General features: G+C 54.7%; 17 protein-coding genes. 4 read left to right on the forward strand and 13 right to left on the reverse strand.

Annotation, left to right across the window (positions count from 1 at the left end; genetic code table 11):
• The 4 genes from nuoC to lrhA form a co-directional block, all read right to left on the reverse strand.
• Entirely contained in the window at nucleotides 1–1,803 is a 1,803-nt protein-coding gene (nuoC, locus tag IM300_RS04955) for an NADH-quinone oxidoreductase subunit C/D (protein ID WP_003861484.1), read from the reverse strand.
• 89 nt (nucleotides 1,804–1,892) lie between these two features.
• Nucleotides 1,893–2,567: an NADH-quinone oxidoreductase subunit NuoB gene (gene nuoB, locus IM300_RS04960; protein ID WP_003861482.1), complete on the reverse strand. Its 675-nt coding sequence runs from the start codon at nucleotides 2,565–2,567 to the stop codon at nucleotides 1,893–1,895.
• 15 nt (nucleotides 2,568–2,582) lie between these two features.
• Nucleotides 2,583–3,023 carry an NADH-quinone oxidoreductase subunit NuoA gene (gene nuoA / locus IM300_RS04965; protein WP_003861475.1) on the reverse strand — a complete coding sequence of 147 codons (441 nt, stop codon included), beginning with the start codon at nucleotides 3,021–3,023 and terminating at the stop codon, nucleotides 2,583–2,585.
• Nucleotides 3,024–3,654: 631 nt separating this feature from the next.
• A complete protein-coding gene (lrhA, locus tag IM300_RS04970; protein ID WP_102750747.1) occupies nucleotides 3,655–4,593 on the reverse strand; it encodes a transcriptional regulator LrhA in 939 nt (312 codons plus the stop codon).
• 936 nt (nucleotides 4,594–5,529) lie between these two features.
• On the opposite strand from lrhA, the gene alaA reads away from it, so the two are divergent.
• Together alaA and yfbR are read left to right on the forward strand one after the other, a co-directional pair.
• Entirely contained in the window at nucleotides 5,530–6,744 is a 1,215-nt protein-coding gene (alaA, locus tag IM300_RS04975) for an alanine transaminase AlaA (protein ID WP_013098109.1), read from the forward strand.
• 116 nt (nucleotides 6,745–6,860) lie between these two features.
• On the forward strand, nucleotides 6,861–7,460 hold the full coding sequence (gene yfbR / locus IM300_RS04980; protein ID WP_063868195.1) for a 5'-deoxynucleotidase: 600 nt from the start codon (nucleotides 6,861–6,863) through the stop codon (nucleotides 7,458–7,460).
• 72 nt (nucleotides 7,461–7,532) lie between these two features.
• Here the strand turns inward: yfbR and IM300_RS04985 are convergent, their stop codons facing one another.
• The 4 genes from IM300_RS04985 to yfbV all read right to left on the reverse strand — a co-directional run bounded on the left by IM300_RS04985 (nucleotide 7,533) and on the right by yfbV (nucleotide 11,155).
• Nucleotides 7,533–9,365: an SLC13 family permease gene (locus IM300_RS04985; protein WP_193035556.1), complete on the reverse strand. Its 1,833-nt coding sequence runs from the start codon at nucleotides 9,363–9,365 to the stop codon at nucleotides 7,533–7,535.
• A gap of 76 nt (nucleotides 9,366–9,441) precedes the next feature.
• On the reverse strand, nucleotides 9,442–10,101 hold the full coding sequence (locus tag IM300_RS04990; protein WP_193035558.1) for a sugar phosphatase: 660 nt from the start codon (nucleotides 10,099–10,101) through the stop codon (nucleotides 9,442–9,444).
• A gap of 11 nt (nucleotides 10,102–10,112) precedes the next feature.
• Nucleotides 10,113–10,607, reverse strand: coding sequence for a YfbU family protein (locus IM300_RS04995; RefSeq protein ID WP_023617380.1), 495 nt, complete (start codon nucleotides 10,605–10,607; stop codon nucleotides 10,113–10,115).
• 92 nt (nucleotides 10,608–10,699) lie between these two features.
• Entirely contained in the window at nucleotides 10,700–11,155 is a 456-nt protein-coding gene (yfbV, locus tag IM300_RS05000; RefSeq protein WP_059312846.1) for a terminus macrodomain insulation protein YfbV, read from the reverse strand.
• A gap of 337 nt (nucleotides 11,156–11,492) precedes the next feature.
• Between yfbV and ackA the strand changes: the two genes are divergently transcribed.
• Together ackA and pta are read left to right on the forward strand one after the other, a co-directional pair.
• Nucleotides 11,493–12,695 carry an acetate kinase gene (gene ackA / locus IM300_RS05005; RefSeq protein ID WP_041908924.1) on the forward strand — a complete coding sequence of 401 codons (1,203 nt, stop codon included), beginning with the start codon at nucleotides 11,493–11,495 and terminating at the stop codon, nucleotides 12,693–12,695.
• Between the two features lie 75 nt (nucleotides 12,696–12,770).
• A complete protein-coding gene (pta, locus tag IM300_RS05010; protein WP_063450395.1) occupies nucleotides 12,771–14,912 on the forward strand; it encodes a phosphate acetyltransferase in 2,142 nt (713 codons plus the stop codon).
• A 112-nt stretch (nucleotides 14,913–15,024) separates the two neighbouring features.
• Here the strand turns inward: pta and IM300_RS05015 are convergent, their stop codons facing one another.
• From IM300_RS05015 to IM300_RS05035, 5 genes are all read right to left on the reverse strand, one after another.
• On the reverse strand, nucleotides 15,025–15,978 hold the full coding sequence (locus IM300_RS05015) for a transketolase family protein (RefSeq protein WP_063868189.1): 954 nt from the start codon (nucleotides 15,976–15,978) through the stop codon (nucleotides 15,025–15,027).
• Nucleotides 15,971–16,801 carry a transketolase gene (locus tag IM300_RS05020; RefSeq protein WP_193035560.1) on the reverse strand — a complete coding sequence of 277 codons (831 nt, stop codon included), beginning with the start codon at nucleotides 16,799–16,801 and terminating at the stop codon, nucleotides 15,971–15,973. Before IM300_RS05020 ends, IM300_RS05015 begins: the two co-directional genes overlap by 8 nt.
• Complete coding sequence (locus IM300_RS05025) at nucleotides 16,798–18,189, reverse strand: PTS ascorbate transporter subunit IIC (RefSeq protein ID WP_063450398.1); 1,392 nt, start codon at nucleotides 18,187–18,189, stop codon at nucleotides 16,798–16,800. Before IM300_RS05025 ends, IM300_RS05020 begins: the two co-directional genes overlap by 4 nt.
• A 21-nt stretch (nucleotides 18,190–18,210) precedes the next feature.
• Complete coding sequence (locus tag IM300_RS05030) at nucleotides 18,211–18,483, reverse strand: PTS sugar transporter subunit IIB (protein WP_003861447.1); 273 nt, start codon at nucleotides 18,481–18,483, stop codon at nucleotides 18,211–18,213.
• Between the two features lie 79 nt (nucleotides 18,484–18,562).
• Nucleotides 18,563–19,006 (reverse strand): PTS sugar transporter subunit IIA, encoded by a 444-nt coding sequence (locus IM300_RS05035; protein WP_193035561.1) that lies wholly within the window; start codon nucleotides 19,004–19,006, stop codon nucleotides 18,563–18,565.
• Nucleotides 19,007–19,066 lie beyond the last annotated feature (60 nt).

A 19,066-nucleotide genomic window follows, 5' to 3' on the forward strand; every position in this document is an offset into this window, starting at 1 on the left:
TTAGCGGTCCACATCTGACATAACAAAATCGATACTACCCAGATACACAATCAGGTCGGAGACCAGACTGCCGCGAATGGCGGCCGGGATCTGCTGCAAGTGCGCGAAGCTTGGCGTACGCACGCGGGTACGGTAGCTCATGGTGCTGCCGTCACTGGTGAGGTAGTAGCTGTTGATACCCTTGGTCGCTTCAATCATCTGGAAGGATTCTTGTGCCGGCATGACCGGGCCCCAGGAAACTTGCAGGAAGTGGGTGATCAGGGTTTCGATATGTTGCAGCGTGCGCTCTTTCGGTGGCGGCGTCGTCAGCGGGTGATCCGCCTTGAACGGGCCTTCCGGCATGTTGTTGAGGCACTGCTCAAGAATGCGCAGGCTCTGGCGCAGCTCTTCCACTTTCAGCATCACGCGGGTGTAGCAGTCGGAAACGCCGCCGCCCACCGGGACTTCAAAGTCGAAGTTCTCGTAGCCAGAGTAAGGACGGGCTTTACGCACGTCGAAGTCAATACCGGTCGCGCGCAGGCCTGCACCTGTGGTCCCCCACTCCAGCGCTTCTTTCGCGCCGTAGGCCGCAACGCCCTGGGAACGGCCCTTCAGGATGGAGTTACGCAGCGCGGCTTTCTCGTAAGACGCCAGACGTTTCGGCATCCAGTCGAGGAATTCACGCAGCAGGCGGTCCCAGCCGCGCGGCAGATCGTGCGCCACACCGCCGATACGGAACCAGGCCGGGTGCATACGGAAGCCGGTAATCGCTTCAACCAGATCGTAGATTTTCTGACGATCGGTAAAGGCGAAGAAGACCGGCGTCATCGCGCCGACGTCCTGAATGAACGTGGAGATGTACAGCAGGTGGCTGTTAATACGGAACAGTTCAGACAGCATCACGCGAATCACGTTAACGCGATCCGGTACGGTAATGCCTGCCAGTTTCTCAACGGCCAGCACGTATGGCATTTCGTTTACGCAGCCGCCGAGGTATTCGATACGGTCGGTATACGGAATGTAGCTGTGCCAGGACTGACGCTCGCCCATCTTCTCAGCACCACGGTGGTGGTAGCCGATGTCAGGGACGCAGTCGACAATCTCTTCGCCGTCAAGCTGAAGAATAATACGGAACGCACCGTGCGCAGACGGGTGGTTCGGACCGAGGTTGAGGAACATGAAGTCCTCGTTTTCGGTACCGCGCTTCATGCCCCAGTCTTCCGGCTTGAAGGTCAGCGCTTCCATCTCCAGATCCTGCTTGGCTTTGGTCAGCTCAAACGGGTCGAATTCGGTGGCACGTGCCGGATAGTCTTTACGCAGCGGGTGGCCGGTCCAGGTCTGCGGCATCATGATGCGCGTCAGGTGCGGGTGGCCGTCGAAGGTCATGCCGAACATTTCCCAGGTTTCACGCTCGTACCAGTTAGCGTTAGGGAAAAGTTTGGTGATCGTCGGCAGATGCATGTCGTTTTCAGACAATGCCACCTTGAGCATGATATCCGTGTTGCGGTCTATTGATATCAGGTGGTAGAAAACGGAAAAATCCGCAGCAGGGAGGCCCTGGCGGTGCGTTCTCAGACGTTCGTCCATGCCGTGTAAGTCAAACAGCATGACGTAAGGTTTTGGCAATTTCTTGAGGAAATCGACAACTTCCAGTAATTGCTCACGCTTCACCCAAACAACGGGTACCCCGGTGCGGGTGGCCTGAACAGTAAAGGCATCCGGCCCAAAACGGTTGCGCAGTTCGCCAATGACGGGGTCATCGAGATGATCCCGGGTCTGCCAGGCAGCTTCTTGCGCGGTTAAGTCGGTCATATTGTTCACCATTGCAAATGGTCCGTGGTGACTGTTAAGCCTGGCTTCGCGCTATTTGAGTAGTGATATGCGAAGGTGTTCTCCAGGCCCACAGGCGCAAATTAAATTTCGTCAGGCGTACGCAGGTTGGTGACGGCAATACGTTCACCACGTTTACGCTCGCGCTCGGACTGCATGTTCGCGCGATAGACACCCTGATCGCCAACAACCCATGAAAGTGGGCGGCGTTCTTTACCGATTGACTCCTGGAGCAGCATCAGCGCCTGCATGTAGGCCTCTGGACGCGGCGGGCAGCCCGGGATGTAAACGTCCACCGGAATGAACTTATCAACGCCCTGCACAACGGAATAAATGTCGTACATACCGCCGGAGTTTGCACATGCACCCATGGAGATAACCCATTTTGGCTCCAGCATCTGGTCATAAAGACGCTGAATAACCGGTGCCATTTTGGTAAAGCAGGTCCCGGCCACCACCATCAGGTCAGCCTGACGTGGAGAAGCACGCAGTACCTCGGCCCCAAAACGCGCAACGTCATGCACCGCAGTGAATGACGTCACCATTTCAACGTAGCAGCAAGAAAGGCCAAAGTTGTAGGGCCAGATGGAGTTCTTACGACCCCAGTTGACCATATCGTGCATAGCATGCTCGAGCTTGCCCATGTACACGCTTTTGTTGACTTCTTGCTCCAGGGGGTCAGTTACGATCTCCTGTTTTTGCAGGGGGTAACGGTCATTCTCACCGTTAGGATCTATGCGGGTGAGCGTATAATCCATCTTATTGCCTCGCTGTTACTGCTGACGATTAGAGATACTGTTTTCCGGGTTGATGTGTTCACGGCGTGAACGCACAGGTGTCCAGTCCAGCGCGCCAATACGCACCAGATAAACCAGACCGGCCAGTAACACTAAAATGAAAATTGCGGCCTCGACAAAGCCCACCCAACCACTTTCGCGAATGGAAGTAGACCACGCGAAAAGGTAAAGCGCTTCCACGTCAAAAATGACGAAGAACATGGCTACCAGGTAGAACTTGGCAGACAGGCGTAAGCGAGCGGTACCTACGGAATCAATACCTGATTCGAAAGGTGTGTTTTTGTGCCTTGCGCGGGCGCGACCGCCCAGGAACCAGCCGCCGACTAACATCAGGCAGCACAGGCCAATGGCTACAATAAGAAAGATTGCGAATGCCCAGTGATGAGCGATGACTTCTGTGGATGTTGACATACTCATTGCTTACTCATCAAAAGTGATACCGACGACACTGCTCTTGCTGGCAGATGGGCATCACATCGATTCATGGGGAGGAACAAAATAACCTTACACTAACTGTCAGAAATGAGACATAGACAGCAAAATGATGGGGTTTTTTACTCCTATCTATAACCTTTTGTCAACTTTAACAAAGGTTTCTTCACATTAAATTACATCGAGCGATTCTCATTAACATTTGGTGCCCTTTAACCCTGGTGGCCAGGTGACTTTACGTCAAATGCATCTTGTTGAATCGTGTCCGTTTTGGAAGTAAAAAAAATAACCCTCCTATTTTGACAGGATTTGCCAACGATTCCTCCCCCTAAATAGGAGTATTTTCTTGATCTGAGACACGCTTTTGTTAATTCAATCAAAAAAACAGCAACATATTTCCTGTTTTTTTAACATCGGCAGGGTATGAGGGAAGATAGAACAGCTATTGTTCACATATTAATCAAAAGCATTTGTCTTATTGATAATTAAGCGCTATTTCACTTATCCACACGCCTCCTGCGGTTATGAATAGCAAAAAAAACCACTCGCATGAAAAAATCATGCGAGTGGCTCTTTTTTACACTTACATTTTGTTACGAGAATTTTGAGGAAACGATCACTCAAAATCCCCTTCCACGATCAGCGAGTCATCCCCTCCTTCAGGAGTAGCATGCGCGTACTGCCATGGATTGTGGTAGTTTTGCATTGCTTCGAATACCACCTTTGCCAGCTCGTTGTTGCTGCCGGCGTTATGGCACAGCATGTACTCCGTATCCGGCAGCGAGGGAAGCCCCTCTGATTTGCCCAGCACGCGCAGGTCGGGGCTCATCATCTCAACCGGACGGGCCGTTACGCCAAGCCCGGCCTTCACCGCCGCTCGCACTGCGGGCAACGTGGACGCCACGTACGCCAGACGCCAGGGGATACTGGCCTCGTTGAGCGCAGCCAGCACCATATCGCGGAACGGACTGGGATCGTCCAGCAGAACCAGGGGTATTGGCTCACCTTGTTGCAATACGTACTCCGCGGCACAGTACCAGTGCGTAGGAGAAGTACGCAGCGTCAGGCAGTCAAACTGGCCGGGTCGATGCGTGGTGACCACCAGGTCAACCTCGTTCTCTTTCAGCATCTCAACCATGAAGGCATTGCGTTTAACGCTAACGTCCAGGGCAAGCTTCGGATAAACCGAGCTAATTCGATTGAGAAGGAAAGGTAAAATGGTATCTGCTGATTCATCTGACGCCCCTAATGTTAACACTCCCTGAAGGTTGCTAAACATTAATGACATACAGGCTTCATCATTAAAGCGCAGTATCTTCCTGGCATAACCCAGAAGCTGAATACCATGTTCTGTTAAAAGCTTATTACGTCCATGGCGCGCAAAAAGCTCTTTACCAACCAGTTGTTCCAGTCGCTGCATTTGCTGACTTACGGCGGACTGGGTACGGCATACTGCGGCAGCAGCTGCTGCAAAAGTGTTGAGATCGGCGACCGCAACAAACGTTCTCAGCAGATCGAGGTCGAGATTCATTATCGGACGATTTGCATTTATCATATCTTTTCACTTTCAGGTTGCTCGTGCGGAGCTGCCCGGGTTGAAGCTGTGTGTAACGGTTAAGCAATTCCTTCTGAAGTGTTTCCCTCGCATCCCGGCCCGGCAGACTGCCTGACAGATAGTTATTGTACTGTGGTATATCAACAGTCAGAAATCACGTTTCATGACGTTATTTTTATTCTCTTGCGTTCAGGTTATTTCGTTGTGTGCAGGTAGATGTAAATTCCATAAAGAGTAAGACATGTTTTCTGCCATCTATATCGCAGCGTTGTCAACGTCGCAAGATGTGACTTACCCAATCGGCCAGAGATAACTTTAACAATAACAATCGATTAATACAGGAAAGCAGAATCCGATATACGTAACAGGCCTATCGCTCTGCTGCATTCCCGAAACACATCTTAACCCAAATCCACTATATTTATAAGTCTTATTGCACTAATACGGATTTAACGCCAATGATAAGCAACTACACTCTTTTTATTAAAATTAACGAAAGTTGCATTTTCGTCGTTAATAATAAATAAAGTTTAATTTAGATTCAGGCCAATCATTAATAACCCTTAACATTAATTTCACATGAGTAACTTTTAACCTGGCTTTGCTAATATGGCAATCTGTATCTGAGCATTCAGGTTTTACGAATGGTCACTCAGAGGGACTACTGCCTCAGCCCGGATCGTCTTTTTATTTAACCCAGAATAATATTAATACTTATATGATATTTTCAGCATAAAAAACCCAACAATAAGCGTAATCACGGTGATTTCAGGCACAAAATCACTCCGTCATTAGATTAAGCGATCACAGCGGCGCTGCCCGACTGGACAAAATCTTCTTCTGTACGCCCTTCAAAACGAGGCGCGGTGGGAGTACATTGTTCCGTGCTGCTTCCACGGCAGGAAGTTGCAATAATAGCGAAAAGGTTAAAGGTTCATGTCCCCTATCGAAAAATCCAGCAAGCTCGACAACGTCTGTTACGACATCCGTGGCCCGGTACTCAAAGAGGCAAAACGCCTTGAAGAGGAAGGCAATAAGGTTCTGAAACTCAACATCGGCAACCCCGCGCCATTTGGTTTTGAAGCGCCGGATGAGATCCTGGTGGATGTGATCCGTAACCTGCCAACGGCACAAGGTTATTGCGATTCAAAAGGCCTTTACTCCGCCCGCAAAGCCATTATGCAGCACTATCAGGCTCGCGGAATGCGCGACGTCACCGTTGAAGATATTTACATTGGCAACGGCGTCTCGGAACTGATCGTTCAGGCGATGCAGGCGCTGCTGAACAGCGGTGATGAGATGCTGGTTCCCGCGCCAGATTATCCGCTGTGGACGGCTGCGGTCTCTCTGTCCAGCGGTAAAGCGGTGCACTACCTGTGCGATGAGTCGTCGGACTGGTTCCCGGATCTGGATGATATTCGCGCCAAAATCACGCCACGCACCCGGGGTATTGTGATCATCAACCCGAATAACCCGACGGGCGCGGTCTATTCAAAAGCGTTGCTGATGGAGATCGTCGAGATCGCCCGCCAGCATAACCTGATCATCTTTGCCGACGAGATTTACGACAAGATCCTGTACGACGCGGCGCAGCACCACTCTATCGCCGCGCTGGCGCCCGACCTGCTGACCGTCACCTTTAACGGCCTGTCTAAAACCTACCGCGTGGCCGGTTTCCGTCAGGGCTGGATGGTGCTGAACGGTCCGAAAAAACATGCGAAAGGCTACATTGAAGGGCTGGAGATGCTGGCATCCATGCGTCTGTGCGCCAACGTACCGGCACAGCATGCGATCCAGACGGCGCTCGGTGGCTATCAAAGCATCAGCGAGTTCATCGTCCCGGGCGGCCGTCTGTATGAACAGCGCAACCGCGCATGGGAATTGATTAACGACATCCCGGGTGTTTCCTGCGTAAAGCCTAACGGCGCGCTGTATATGTTCCCGAAAATCGACGCGAAGCGCTTTAATATTCACGACGACCAGAAAATGGTGCTCGACTTCCTGTTGCAGGAAAAAGTGCTGCTGGTTCAGGGTACGGCGTTTAACTGGCCGTGGCCGGATCATGTGCGTATCGTGACCCTGCCGCGCGAAGACGATCTTGAGATGGCCATCAGCCGCTTCGGGCGCTTCCTCTCCGGGTATCATCAGTAACTGGCCTTTCTGCCGGGTGGCGCTGCGCCTGCCCGGCCTGCACCATCCGCAAATTTGCATCTTCCCTCCCCTCCCCGCACAATGAAGTCTGTCGCAGTGAAGACATAAGGTAACCTATGAGTCAGAGTCATTTTTTTGCCCACCTCTCCCGCCTGAAACTCATCAACCGCTGGCCGCTTATGCGCAACGTACGCACTGAAAACGTGTCAGAGCACAGTTTGCAGGTTGCCATGGTCGCGCACGCGCTGGCCGCGATTAAAAACCGCAAATTCAACGGACAGGTGAATGCCGAGCGTATCGCCCTGCTGGCGATGTACCATGACGCCTCGGAAGTGCTGACCGGGGATCTGCCCACGCCGGTAAAATACTTCAATTCGCAGATTGCGCAGGAATATAAGGCCATCGAGAAGATTGCCCAGCAGAAGCTGATCGACATGGTGCCCGAAGAGCTGCGCGATATCTTCGAGCCGCTGATCGACGAGCATCAGTACACGGATGAGGAAAAATCCCTGGTCAAGCAGGCCGATGCGCTGTGCGCCTACCTGAAATGTCTGGAAGAGCTGTCCGCCGGGAATAACGAATTCCTGCTGGCGAAATCGCGCCTGGAGAAAACGCTGGCATCCCGCCGCAGTGAGGAGATGGACTACTTTATGCGCGTGTTTGTGCCAAGCTTCCATCTGTCGCTGGATGAGATCAGTCAGGATTCGCCGCTGTAGTTTTTCGCCCAGCGGTGCTGCGCTTGCAGGACCTACGGCCGGGTAAGGCGTAGCCGCCACCCGGCGATGTTCTCAGAACGGGAATAACACCGGAATCAGCACCACGCATACCAACATCACCAGAACGGTGAACGGCACGCCAATCTTCACGAAGTCGCTGAACTTATAGTTCCCCGGCCCCAGCACCAGGGTATTGACCGGAGAAGAGACCGGCGTCATAAACGCTGCGGACGCCGCCATCGCCACCATCATCGCAAACGGATACGGCGAAACGCCCATGGATTTCGCCATCGCCAGCGCAATGGGCGCCATCAGCACCGCCGTGGCGGTATTGGAGATGAACAAACCAATGGTGGCGCACATGACGAACAGACAAATCATCATCAGGTACGGGCCATACCCCCCGCCCGCATCCATCAAGCCTTTAACGATCAGGTCTACCCCGCCGGTTTTCTGAAGCGCCAGGGCAAACGGCATCATTCCGACAATAAGAATAATGCTCGGCCAGTGAATCGCCTTGTAAGCGCTTTCGGCGTCGATACAGCGGAATTTGCCCATCAGCAGACAGGCGATTATTGCCGCCACCGGGTTAGGGATCTCGTCGGTCAGCATTAGCGCGACCATCAGCACCAGACAAAAAATCGCGTGCGGCGCCTGGCTGTGCGCCGGGGATGCATCGCTCTCTTCAATCGGCATATTCAGCACCACAAAGTCGCGGCCTTTCTGCCCAAGCTGGCTAATCAGCTTCCAGTTGCCGACCACGAGGAAAATATCCCCCAGCAGGAGCGGCTCGTCCACGACCGCCCCTTCAAGGGCCACGCCATCGCGCTTCAGGCCCACCACGTTCAGCCCGTAGCGGGTACGAAAGCCGATTTCGCGCACGGTTTTGCCCAATAATTCTGATTCGGGGATCAGGGAGACCTCGGCCATCCCCACATCCAGCGCCTGGTCGGAGAAATACTCGCCGCGCAGCACCATCGGCTCCAGCAGCTGCTCGCTACAGAACTCTCGCAGATCCACGTCCGCCGTGGACATATCGATCAGCAGGACGTCACGCGCGCGGAACTCTGATACCCCGTTCACGTTAACGATCACCCGACGAAAACGACGCCAGCGCTCAACCCCGATGACGTTCGCGCCGTAGCGTTCGCGTAGCTTAAGATCATCCAGCCGCTGCCCCACCATCGGCGATCCCGGGCGGATGGCCAGACGCCGGGCGCGCCCGGTCAGACGGTACTCTTTAATCAGATCGCGGAAAGAGCGCCGCTTCCAGCCCTCTTTGGCTTTGTCCTGCTTCTCCCCTTTCAGCGCGAAACGGGTCAGTAGCATATAGATAATGCCCATTACCAGCACCACCAGGCCGATCGGCGTGACGCTGAAAAAGCTAAATCCTTCAAGCCCCTCACGGATCAGCTCGCTGTTCACAACGAGGTTCGGGGGCGTCGCGACCAGCGTCATCATGCCGCTGATGAGCCCGGCGAAGCTTAACGGCATCATCAGCCTCGACGGAGAGATCTGCATTCTCATGCAGACGCTCAGCACCACCGGAATAAAGATGGCCACGACCCCCGTTGAGCTCATAAACGCGCCCAGCCCGGCAACCGTCAGCATCAGGTAAATCAGCATTTTGGTTTCGCTGCTGCCCGCCACCTTAACCAGCCACGCTCCCATCATCGTCGCCACGCCGGTGCGGACCAGCCCGTCGCCGATAATAAACAGGGCGGCAATCAAAATGACGTTGGGGTCGCTAAACCCGGAAAAGGCTTCCGGCAGGGAAAGCGTACCGCTCAGAACAAACGCAACAATCACAAACAGGGCGACGGCATCCATGCGCACCTTGCCCGTGGCAAACAGAATGATGGCGATTAACAGCAGGCTCAGGACCCAAATCAGTTCACCGTTCACAACATGTCCTTGTCAGTGGAGGAGAAGCCATTCTGCCATAAAAAAAGCCCCGGTAATGCGGGGCTAAATCATGGGATTACATTTTTAGCGAGACGGTTACGATCCCGTCAGAGGTCTTCGAGACGTCGATGGCGGTCAGGGTGTTAATCACAAAATCCGCCTCCTCCAGCCGGGGGGAACCCGCCGGTACGTTAACGGCAATGACGTGGCTCCCGGCGTTCAGACCGGCCAGAACGCCTGCCGCCGCGTCTTCCACCACCACGCACTCCGCAGGGGCAAGGCCCAGCAGTTCAGCGCCGAGCAGAAACGCATCCGGTTCAGGCTTGCCGCGCTTCACGCGCTCAGCGGTAATGAACACGTCCGGCGTCGGTAAACCGGCCGCCTTATGACGGGCATGCGCGACGGGAATCGAGCCGGAGGTGACGATAGCCCACGGGATCTGCGCTTCATTCAGGTGCTCAAGCAGTTCGCGCGCACCGGGCAGCGCGGTAATGCCGTCGGTGTCGGTGGCTTCTATCTGCTCCAGATAGCTGAACTCCGCCTGGATTTCTTCCTCAGAACCTCCCGCCAGGAAGTGCCGCAATGACGTAATGGCCTGTTTGCCATGGATAAAATTCAGTACGTCCTGATGGTCGATGCCGTGCCGGTCGGCCCAGTGGCACCACGAGCGTTCCACCACCGGCAGCGAATCCACCAGCGTACCGTCCAGATCAAACAGAAAACCTTTACACTGCACACGCACCTCCGTCAGGCATTAATGATTTGTTGAATTTCGTTGCTGCTTAAATGGTACTGACGCGGACAGGCGTGCCACGCGCTCAGCATACGCTGATATTTATCCCACATGGGGGTTTGGGCGTTGAAGCCGTGCGTACCCGCATCAAAATGGGTGTAGCGCCCTTCAGTATTCACCATAAAGCGCACATAGCTCAGATAGCGCGCTTCCGTCGCGGCATCAAAGCCCAGGAACGTCACGCGGCGCTCGTCAATGGACTGCCGATCTTTCAGGTTGGTCCAGGACACATGCAGCGCGTGGTACATCTCCATGATGTCGATAACGATACGGCAGGTTTCTTCTTTCAGCTCGCCAAATTCGCGATCCAGTTCGCGCATTTGCAAGCCAAAGCCACGTTCGACAATGGTTTGCAGGCGGCTGTAGCGCGCAGCGTTATCGGGATCAAGCATAGTCATCATCTTGTACTGGTTAGACAAAATCAGACGTTGAGCATGGGTCATTTCCATCTTTCGACTCCTGTAGCGCATTGCACTGTAAAAAAAAGACACGGTAACTGACTGTTACTGTGCCTTCTTTTGGTCGTCGTTTCGATGATCAATCACAAGTCATCGAGGAATGTTTTATCAAGCTGTTTAAACGCGCGCTTTAACGTGTCCGCCAGCGCCTGATAGTCCGGCTTGCCTTCAACCGGGGCGAGCGCCTGACCGGCCTCCTCCAGTTTTCCACGCACTTCATAAAACCAGTGTAAAATAGAAGGCGGAAGTGGCGTGACGGAACGTTTACCTAACCACCACAGCCCCTGCATCGGCAGGCTTAACGCAAAGAGCGCTGTCGCGACGGCAGGCCCAAGCTGTCCACCTAATGCTATCTGCCAGCACAGGGTAAAGACGGCAACAGGAGGCATAAAGCGGATCGCATAGCGCGTGGCGCGGATGGTACGGTTCTCAATAAACATCGGTGCCAGGCGCTTTTCCATCGGCCACGTCTTAGCGTAATGCTGTCCCCGACGAAACAGACTAAAAAAATTTACGGACGGGATTTCGGGTGTCGACATGGCTGTACCTCAACTTCACATATAAAAATTAAAATTTTCGTGCAAAACCACAACAGGCTATGACAACGTTCAAAATATTTTGTCATCGCTACCCCGTATCGGGTATCCTGTGCCAGCCTGATAGGGCCGTAGACGAGAAGCGTTAACTCGTCAAATTATCGCATATTATGCCATTGTCTGAAAAATGTTCAAAATGGCTTAAAATCATAGGTATTTCTTCCATCCTGCCAGAATGTTCGTTTGGCATGATGTTAATCATAAACGTCTGGGTCAGCTTGCGTTACGCTTTTAGGCTCATTGACGTTTTTTTAGCCACGTATCAATTATAGGTACTTCCATGTCGAGTAAGTTAGTACTGGTTCTGAACTGCGGTAGCTCTTCACTGAAATTCGCCATCATCGATGCGCTCAACGGTGACGAGTACCTCTCTGGTTTGGCCGAATGTTTCCATCTGCCTGAAGCACGTATCAAGTGGAAGATGGACGGCAGCAAACAAGAAGCGGCTTTAGGTGCAGGCGCCGCTCACAGTGAAGCGCTGAACTTTATCGTTAACACTATTCTGGCACAAAAACCAGAACTGTCTGCTCAGCTGACTGCGATTGGTCACCGTATCGTCCACGGCGGCGAAAAATACACCAGTTCCGTGGTGATTGACGACTCTGTGATCCAGGGCATCAAAGACTCTGCGTCTTTCGCACCGCTGCATAACCCGGCTCACCTGATCGGTATCGCTGAAGCACTGAAATCCTTCCCGAATCTGAAAGACAAAAACGTGGCCGTGTTTGACACCGCGTTCCATCAGACCATGCCGGAAGAGTCTTACCTCTATGCCCTGCCGTACAGCCTGTACAAAGAGCACGGCGTACGTCGCTACGGCGCACACGGCACCAGCCACTTCTATGTGACTCAGGAAGCCGCAAAAGTACTGAACAAGCCGGTTGAAGAAGTCAACATCATCACCTGCCACCTTGGCAACGGTGGTTCTGTTTCTGCTATCCGCAACGGCAAGTGTGTTGACACCTCTATGGGTCTGACCCCGCTGGAAGGTCTGGTGATGGGTACCCGTTCCGGTGATATCGACCCGGCGATCATCTTCCACCTGCACGACACCCTGGGCATGAGCGTTGACGACATCAACAAAATGCTGACCAAAGAGTCTGGCCTGCTGGGTCTGACCGAAGTCACCAGCGACTGCCGTTACGTTGAAGACAACTACGACAGCAAAGAAGACGCTAAGCGTGCAATGGACGTTTACTGCCACCGTCTGGCGAAGTACATCGGTTCTTACACCGCACTGATGGACGGTCGTCTGGATGCGGTTATCTTCACCGGCGGCATCGGTGAGAACGCGGCAATGGTACGTGAGCTGTCCCTGGGCAAACTGGGCGTACTGGGCTTCGAAGTCGATCACGAGCGTAACCTGGCTGCCCGTTTCGGCAAGTCTGGCTTCATCAACAAAGAAGGCACCCGCCCGGCTATCGTTATCCCAACTAACGAAGAGCTGGTCATCGCGCAAGACGCGTGCCGCCTGACTGCCTGATTCCACACCGCCAGCAATGCTGGCGGTGCTGTTTTGTAGCCCGCCCAACGCGGCGGTAACGAAAGAGGATAAACCGTGTCCCGTACTATTATGCTGATCCCTACCGGAACCAGCGTCGGCCTGACCAGCGTCAGCCTCGGCGTGATCCGCGCTATGGAACGCAAAGGCGTTCGTTTGAGCGTCTTTAAGCCTATCGCCCAGCCTCGTGCCGGTGGCGATGCGCCAGACCAGACCACCACCATCGTGCGTAAGAATTCCAATCTTCCTGCGGCTGAACCGCTGAAGATGAGCCACGTTGAGTCTCTGCTCTCCAGCAACCAGAAAGACGTGCTGATGGAAGAGATCATCGCCAACTACCACGCTAACGCGCAGGACGCGGAAGTGGTGCTGGTTGAAGGCCTGGTCCCGACCCGTAAACACCAGTTTGCCCAGTCCCTGAACTTTGAAATCGCGAAAACCCTGAACGCAGAGATCGTTTTCGTGATGTCCCAGGGTACTGATACCCCAGAGCAGCTGAAAGAGCGTATCGAGCTGACGCGCAGCAGCTTCGGCGGTGCGAAAAATACTAGCATCACCGGCGTGATCGTTAACAAACTGAACGCACCGGTTGATGAACAGGGCCGTACGCGTCCTGACCTGTCCGAAATCTTCGACGACTCATCCAAAGCGAAAGTTATCAAGGTTGACCCGGCTAAGCTGCAAGATTCCAGCCCACTGCCTGTTCTGGGCGCGGTGCCATGGAGCTTCGATCTGATTGCCACCCGCGCAATCGATATGGCGCGTCACCTGAACGCTACCGTGATCAACGAAGGAGATATCAACACCCGCCGCGTGAAGTCCGTGACCTTCTGCGCGCGCAGCATTCCGCACATGCTGGAGCACTTCCGCGCAGGTTCCCTGCTGGTGACCTCCGCAGACCGTCCGGACGTGCTGGTTGCTGCCTGCCTGGCGGCGATGAACGGCGTGGAAATCGGTGCAATTCTGCTGACCGGTGGCTACGAAATGGACGCGCGTATCAGCAAGCTGTGCGAACGTGCGTTCGCGACCGGCCTGCCGGTCTTCATGGTGAACACCAACACCTGGCAGACCTCCCTGAGCCTGCAAAGCTTCAACCTGGAAGTGCCGGTTGATGACCACGAGCGTATCGAGAAGGTTCAGGAATACGTTGCGGGCTACATCGACGCAGACTGGATTGAATCCCTGACCGCGACCTCCGAGCGCAGCCGCCGTCTGTCTCCTCCAGCCTTCCGCTACCAGCTGACCGAGCTGGCGCGTAAAGCGGGCAAACGCGTGGTTCTGCCAGAAGGCGACGAACCACGTACCGTTAAAGCGGCGGCCATCTGTGCTGAGCGCGGTATCGCGACCTGTGTGCTGCTGGGTAACCCGGACGAGATCAACCGCGTTGCGGCGTCTCAGGGCGTTGAGCTGGGCGCTGGCATCGAAATCGTTGACCCAGAAGTGGTGCGCGAAAGCTATGTTGCCCGTCTGGTTGAGCTGCGTAAGAACAAAGGCATGACCGAAGCCGTTGCGCGCGAGCAGCTGGAAGACAACGTGGTGCTGGGCACGCTGATGCTGGAGCAGGACGAAGTTGACGGTCTGGTTTCCGGTGCGGTTCACACCACCGCGAACACCATCCGCCCACCGTTGCAGCTGATCAAAACCGCACCGGGCAGCTCTCTGGTTTCCTCCGTGTTCTTCATGCTGCTGCCTGAACAGGTTTACGTTTACGGCGACTGCGCGATCAACCCGGATCCAACCGCAGAGCAGCTGGCAGAAATCGCTATCCAGTCTGCTGACTCCGCGACTGCCTTCGGTATTGAACCGCGCGTAGCGATGCTCTCCTACTCCACCGGTACCTCTGGTGCAGGCAGCGACGTAGAGAAAGTCCGTGAAGCAACCCGCATTGCGCAGGAAAAACGTCCCGATCTGATGATCGACGGCCCGCTCCAGTACGATGCTGCCGTCATGGCTGACGTGGCGAAATCTAAAGCGCCAAACTCGCCGGTTGCAGGTCGCGCTACCGTGTTCATCTTCCCGGATCTGAACACCGGTAACACCACCTATAAAGCGGTACAGCGTTCAGCAGACCTGATCTCCATCGGGCCAATGCTGCAAGGCATGCGCAAACCTGTGAACGACCTGTCCCGTGGTGCGCTGGTTGACGATATCGTCTACACCATCGCGCTGACGGCGATCCAGTCTTCGCAGCAGCAGTAATGTTAAAAAGCCCGGTGGCGCTAGCGCTTACCGGGCCTATGGTTTTGTAGGCCGGATAAGCGAAGCGCCATCCGGCAAGAAAGGCGACCACTTAACCGGTCGCCTTTTTTTATTACAGCAGCTCCCGCGCCGCCGACACAATGTCATGCGCCGTCAGGCCATACTCTTTTTGCAGGAAGTCCTGCGTGCCCACCTGGCCATAACGTTCCTTCACACCTACCCGACGCATAGGCACCGGACAGGTTTCCACCAGCACTTCCGCCACCGCCGATCCCAGCCCGTTGTGAATGCTGTGGTTTTCGCAGGTCACAATACGCCCGGTTTTCTCGGCGTAGTTTTTCACCAGCATCCGATCGATGGGCTTCAGGGTAAACATGTCGATGACCGCTGCGCTTACCCCCTCCTGTTCAAGCTGGCGCGCCGCCTCCAGCGCTTCCGCCACCATAATGCCGTTAGCAATTAGCGTGATATCGCTTCCCTCGCGCAACACGTTGCCCTTGCCGATGGTGAAGGTTGAGCCCGGCGCATAGACGCTCGGCGCCTGCTTGCGGATGGTACGCACCCAGTAGAAGCCTTCCAGGTCGATAAGCTGACGCAGCACGTCGTCGAACATCACCGCATCGGTGACTTCCAGCACCACAGAGTGCGCCAGACCGCGCACGATGCCCATATCCTCGAACGACATATGCGTCCCGCCGTTGTGGCAGGCCGTCACGCCCGCATCCGAGGCAATCACCTTCACGTTATTGCGCTGGTAGTCCAGGGACATAAACAGCTGGTCGAAGCAGCGACGGCTGGCGAAGGCGGTAAAGGTATGGACGAAGGGCTTACGGCCGGTGAGCGACAGCCCGGCGGCCGTTCCGATCACGTTGGCCTCCATAATGCCGCAGTTGATGACGTGCTGTGGATAATCCCGCGCTACGCCGTCCATCGCCATCGAACTCATCAGGTCCGCCTCGAGCGCAACGATCTCGCTCCCGGCCTCAATCTGCCTGGCCACAAAGCCCGCGTAGACCTTACGCATCTCAACCGAATCTTTCTGTCCTGCCGGTGCAACCTTAATCATGTGAAGCCTCCAGTTGGCGAATCGTCTCGTTGAGCGCCGCTTTGCTCTCCTCGGTTAATCGCAGGTGATGCGAATTACTGAGCTGTTCCAGGTACGGCACCCCCTGCCCTTTGATGCTGTCGAGGATCACCACCCGCGGACGCGCATCGGCCTCAGGGATCGGTGAAGTCACCTTCAGCAGTGCCGGAATGTCGTCCCCTTTGACCGTCACCACGTCAAAGCCAAAGGCGCGGAATTTGCCCTCAAGGTCGAAGGCACAGATAATTTCGTCCAGTTCACCGTCGAGCTGCTGTTTGTTCCAGTCCACGAACACGGTCAGGTTGTTCAGTCGATGGTGAGCGATAAACTGGAAGGCTTCCCAGCACTGGCCTTCGTTTAGCTCCCCGTCACCGACGATGCAGAACACGCGGTTAGGCCTTCCTGCCAGCTTGTGCGACAGCGCCATGCCGCCCGCAATCGAGATCCCCTGCCCCAGCGAACCGGTGGTGGCATCCACGCCGCGGGTTTTCAGGCGATCCGGGTGGCTGGGCAGACGCGTTCCGTTCTGGTTCAGCGTGCTCAGCTCTTCAACCGGGAAGTAGCCCTTAATCGCCAGCGTACTGTAGAGCGCCGGGCCCGCATGGCCTTTCGACAGCACAAAGTAATCGCGCTCTGGCCAGTCCGGGTCGGCCGGGTCTATTTTCATCACCGCGCCGTACAGCACCGCCAGCGTTTCAACGACTGACATGCTGCCGCCGTAGTGGCCAAAGCCCAGCTGCGTCAGGGATTTCAGGGTCTCAAGACGGATCTGACGCGCCAGTTCGGTTATCTCATTCTCATTCATGATTTGGCTCCGGGGTTTTCCTGCGCGTTACCGCCCGCAGGTTTGTTTTTAGCGAAGATGTTGTAAGCCACCAGCAGCGCGAACAACACAACAACCAGTCCGGTGATGGCAAGCGGCGACAGGAAGCGCGCAAGATTGCCGAGCACAATCCCGACCGCACCAAAATCAGCGTCCGAGAAGGTGGTATTCGCAAAGCCAATCGCGCCCAGAACAGGCAGCAGGAGGACTGGCAGGAAGGTGATCAGCAGGCCGTTGGCAAATGCGCCAATCATCGCCCCGCGACGTCCGCCGGTGGCGTTCCCAAACACGCCCGCCGTCGCACCGGTGAAGAAATGCGGCACCACGCCCGGGAGGATCAGCACCCAGCTAAACTGACCGCAGATCAGCAAGCCCACAATCCCGCCGAGGAAGCTGAACAGGAAGCCAATCAGCACCGCGTTTGGCGCATAGGGGTAGACCACCGGGCAGTCCAGCGCAGGCCGCGCGTTCGGCACCAGTTTTTCAGAGAAGCCGGTAAAGGCCGGGACGATTTCCGCCAGAATCAGGCGCACGCCTTGCAGGATGATGAAGACGCCTGCTGCGAAGGTGATCGCCATGATAATGGCGTACACCAGGTAGTTTTGCCCGCCGCTGAAGGTGGACTCCACGTACTCGCGCCCGGCGCTCACCGCCATGATCAGGTAGATAATCATCATGGTCAGCGAAATTGAGATCGAGCTGTCACGCAGGAAGCTGAGGTTCTTCGGCAGGTTCATCTCTTCTGTGGAGCGCGAGCCTTTACCGACCCTGCTGCCAATCCAGCCGGACAGCACGTAGCCCAGCGTACCGAAATGACCGAAGGCGATCTCATCGTTGCCGGTGATACGCTTCATATAGCGCTGCGCAATCGCCGGGAAGAAGGCCATAATCAGGCCGAGGATCAGCGAACCGGTAAAGACCAGCCCTACTCCCTCGAAGCCTGCGACCGTCAGGATCACGCCGATCATACACGCCATGTAGAAGGTGTGGTGCCCCGTCAGGAAGATATACTTCAGGCGGGTAAAGCGCGCGACGATAATATTCGCCACCATCCCGAAGGCCATAATTAGCGCAGTCGAGGCACCGTATTTTTCCAGGGCAATGGATACAATCGCTTCATTGTTGGGAATAATGCCCTGAATATTAAAAGCGTGCTCAAACATACCGCCTAACGGATTTAAAGAGCCTACCAGCACGGTGGCGCCACCGCCCAGAACAATAAAGCCAAGAATGGTTTTAATCGTGCCTTTTACCACATCAGAAAAGGCTTTTTTCTGCGCGACAAGACCAATTAAGGCAATTAACCCTACCAGGACTGAAGGGACTTTTAAAATATCAACAACGAAATTCAGCGTTTCAAGGATAAACATATCCACCTCGCCTAATCAGGATTATTGTCTTTCGAACCAGGCGCGCAGCTGCGCTTCGAGTTCGTTGATATCGATAATATTGTTGATGACCACCAGCTGGCTTTCCGGCACGCTGGCGCTGGCCGCAATGTCTTTCGCCATCACAAACAGGTCCGCCGCGCCCGGCGTGGCCGAGGAGAGGTCGGAGTGTTCCACCTCGGCCTCAATCTCCAGTTTTTTGAGCACCTTTTTAATATTCATTTCGACCATAAAACTGCTGCCCAGGCCGGAGCCGCAAATAGCCATAATTTTCATTGTTATCCCCTTTTTTGAGTAGAGTACGCCCCATCACGCTGAAGCGTAATGTTGAGATGAAACGGATTAAAGAATTAAATCAGAAGCGGTCGATGATGGTTTTTATCTCCTCCAGCGTGTTCGCCCGGTGTAATTCAGCCATATCTTCGTCGCTGGAAAATAATTCCGCTAACGCCGAAATCATTTCGATATGGCTATGTTTGTCCGGCGCCGCCAGCATTACAATCACATCGACGGGGTCAAACTCACCGGCACCAAAAGAGACGCCCTGTTTCAGTTTCAATAATGACAGACCGAGACCTTTCGCCCCCTCTTCCGGCCTTGCATGCGGCATTGCCAGGCCGGGAGCCAGTACATAGTAGGGTCCTAGCGCGTGGTGCTGCTCGATGATCGCCGTGACGTATTCCGGCGCAACCACCTGCAAATCCAGCAGCGGTTTCGCGCACAGCTCCAGCGCCTGCGGCCAGTTTTCAACGCTATCCTGTAGCGTTATGGTTGTATCATATATCCACTTTTTGAGCACTTTTCACTCCCGCTAAAGCCCAGACATGGGCAAACTCTATTCAACCCGTCAATCAATGAC

Source organism: Enterobacter cloacae complex sp. I2 (assembly GCF_014896205.1).
GTDB lineage: Bacteria > Pseudomonadota > Gammaproteobacteria > Enterobacterales > Enterobacteriaceae > Enterobacter > Enterobacter quasihormaechei.

Excerpts from the sequence above, each read along its gene's own strand:
- IM300_RS05030 (WP_003861447.1), bottom strand. The coding sequence starts at position 18,483 with ATGAAAATTATGGCTATTTGCGGCTCCGGCCTGGGCAGCAGTTTTATG.
- nuoB (WP_003861482.1), bottom strand. The coding sequence starts at position 2,567 with ATGGATTATACGCTCACCCGCATAGATCCTAACGGTGAGAATGACCGT.
- IM300_RS05025 (WP_063450398.1), bottom strand. The coding sequence starts at position 18,189 with ATGTTTATCCTTGAAACGCTGAATTTCGTTGTTGATATTTTAAAAGTC.
- IM300_RS05015 (WP_063868189.1), bottom strand. The coding sequence starts at position 15,978 with ATGATTAAGGTTGCACCGGCAGGACAGAAAGATTCGGTTGAGATGCGT.
- yfbV (WP_059312846.1), bottom strand. The coding sequence starts at position 11,155 with ATGTCGACACCCGAAATCCCGTCCGTAAATTTTTTTAGTCTGTTTCGT.
- IM300_RS04995 (WP_023617380.1), bottom strand. The coding sequence starts at position 10,607 with ATGGAAATGACCCATGCTCAACGTCTGATTTTGTCTAACCAGTACAAG.
- nuoA (WP_003861475.1), bottom strand. The coding sequence starts at position 3,023 with ATGAGTATGTCAACATCCACAGAAGTCATCGCTCATCACTGGGCATTC.
- nuoC (WP_003861484.1), bottom strand. The coding sequence starts at position 1,803 with ATGGTGAACAATATGACCGACTTAACCGCGCAAGAAGCTGCCTGGCAG.
- ackA (WP_041908924.1), top strand. The coding sequence starts at position 11,493 with ATGTCGAGTAAGTTAGTACTGGTTCTGAACTGCGGTAGCTCTTCACTG.
- IM300_RS05020 (WP_193035560.1), bottom strand. The coding sequence starts at position 16,801 with ATGAATGAGAATGAGATAACCGAACTGGCGCGTCAGATCCGTCTTGAG.
- yfbR (WP_063868195.1), top strand. The coding sequence starts at position 6,861 with ATGAGTCAGAGTCATTTTTTTGCCCACCTCTCCCGCCTGAAACTCATC.
- lrhA (WP_102750747.1), bottom strand. The coding sequence starts at position 4,593 with ATGATAAATGCAAATCGTCCGATAATGAATCTCGACCTCGATCTGCTG.
- alaA (WP_013098109.1), top strand. The coding sequence starts at position 5,530 with ATGTCCCCTATCGAAAAATCCAGCAAGCTCGACAACGTCTGTTACGAC.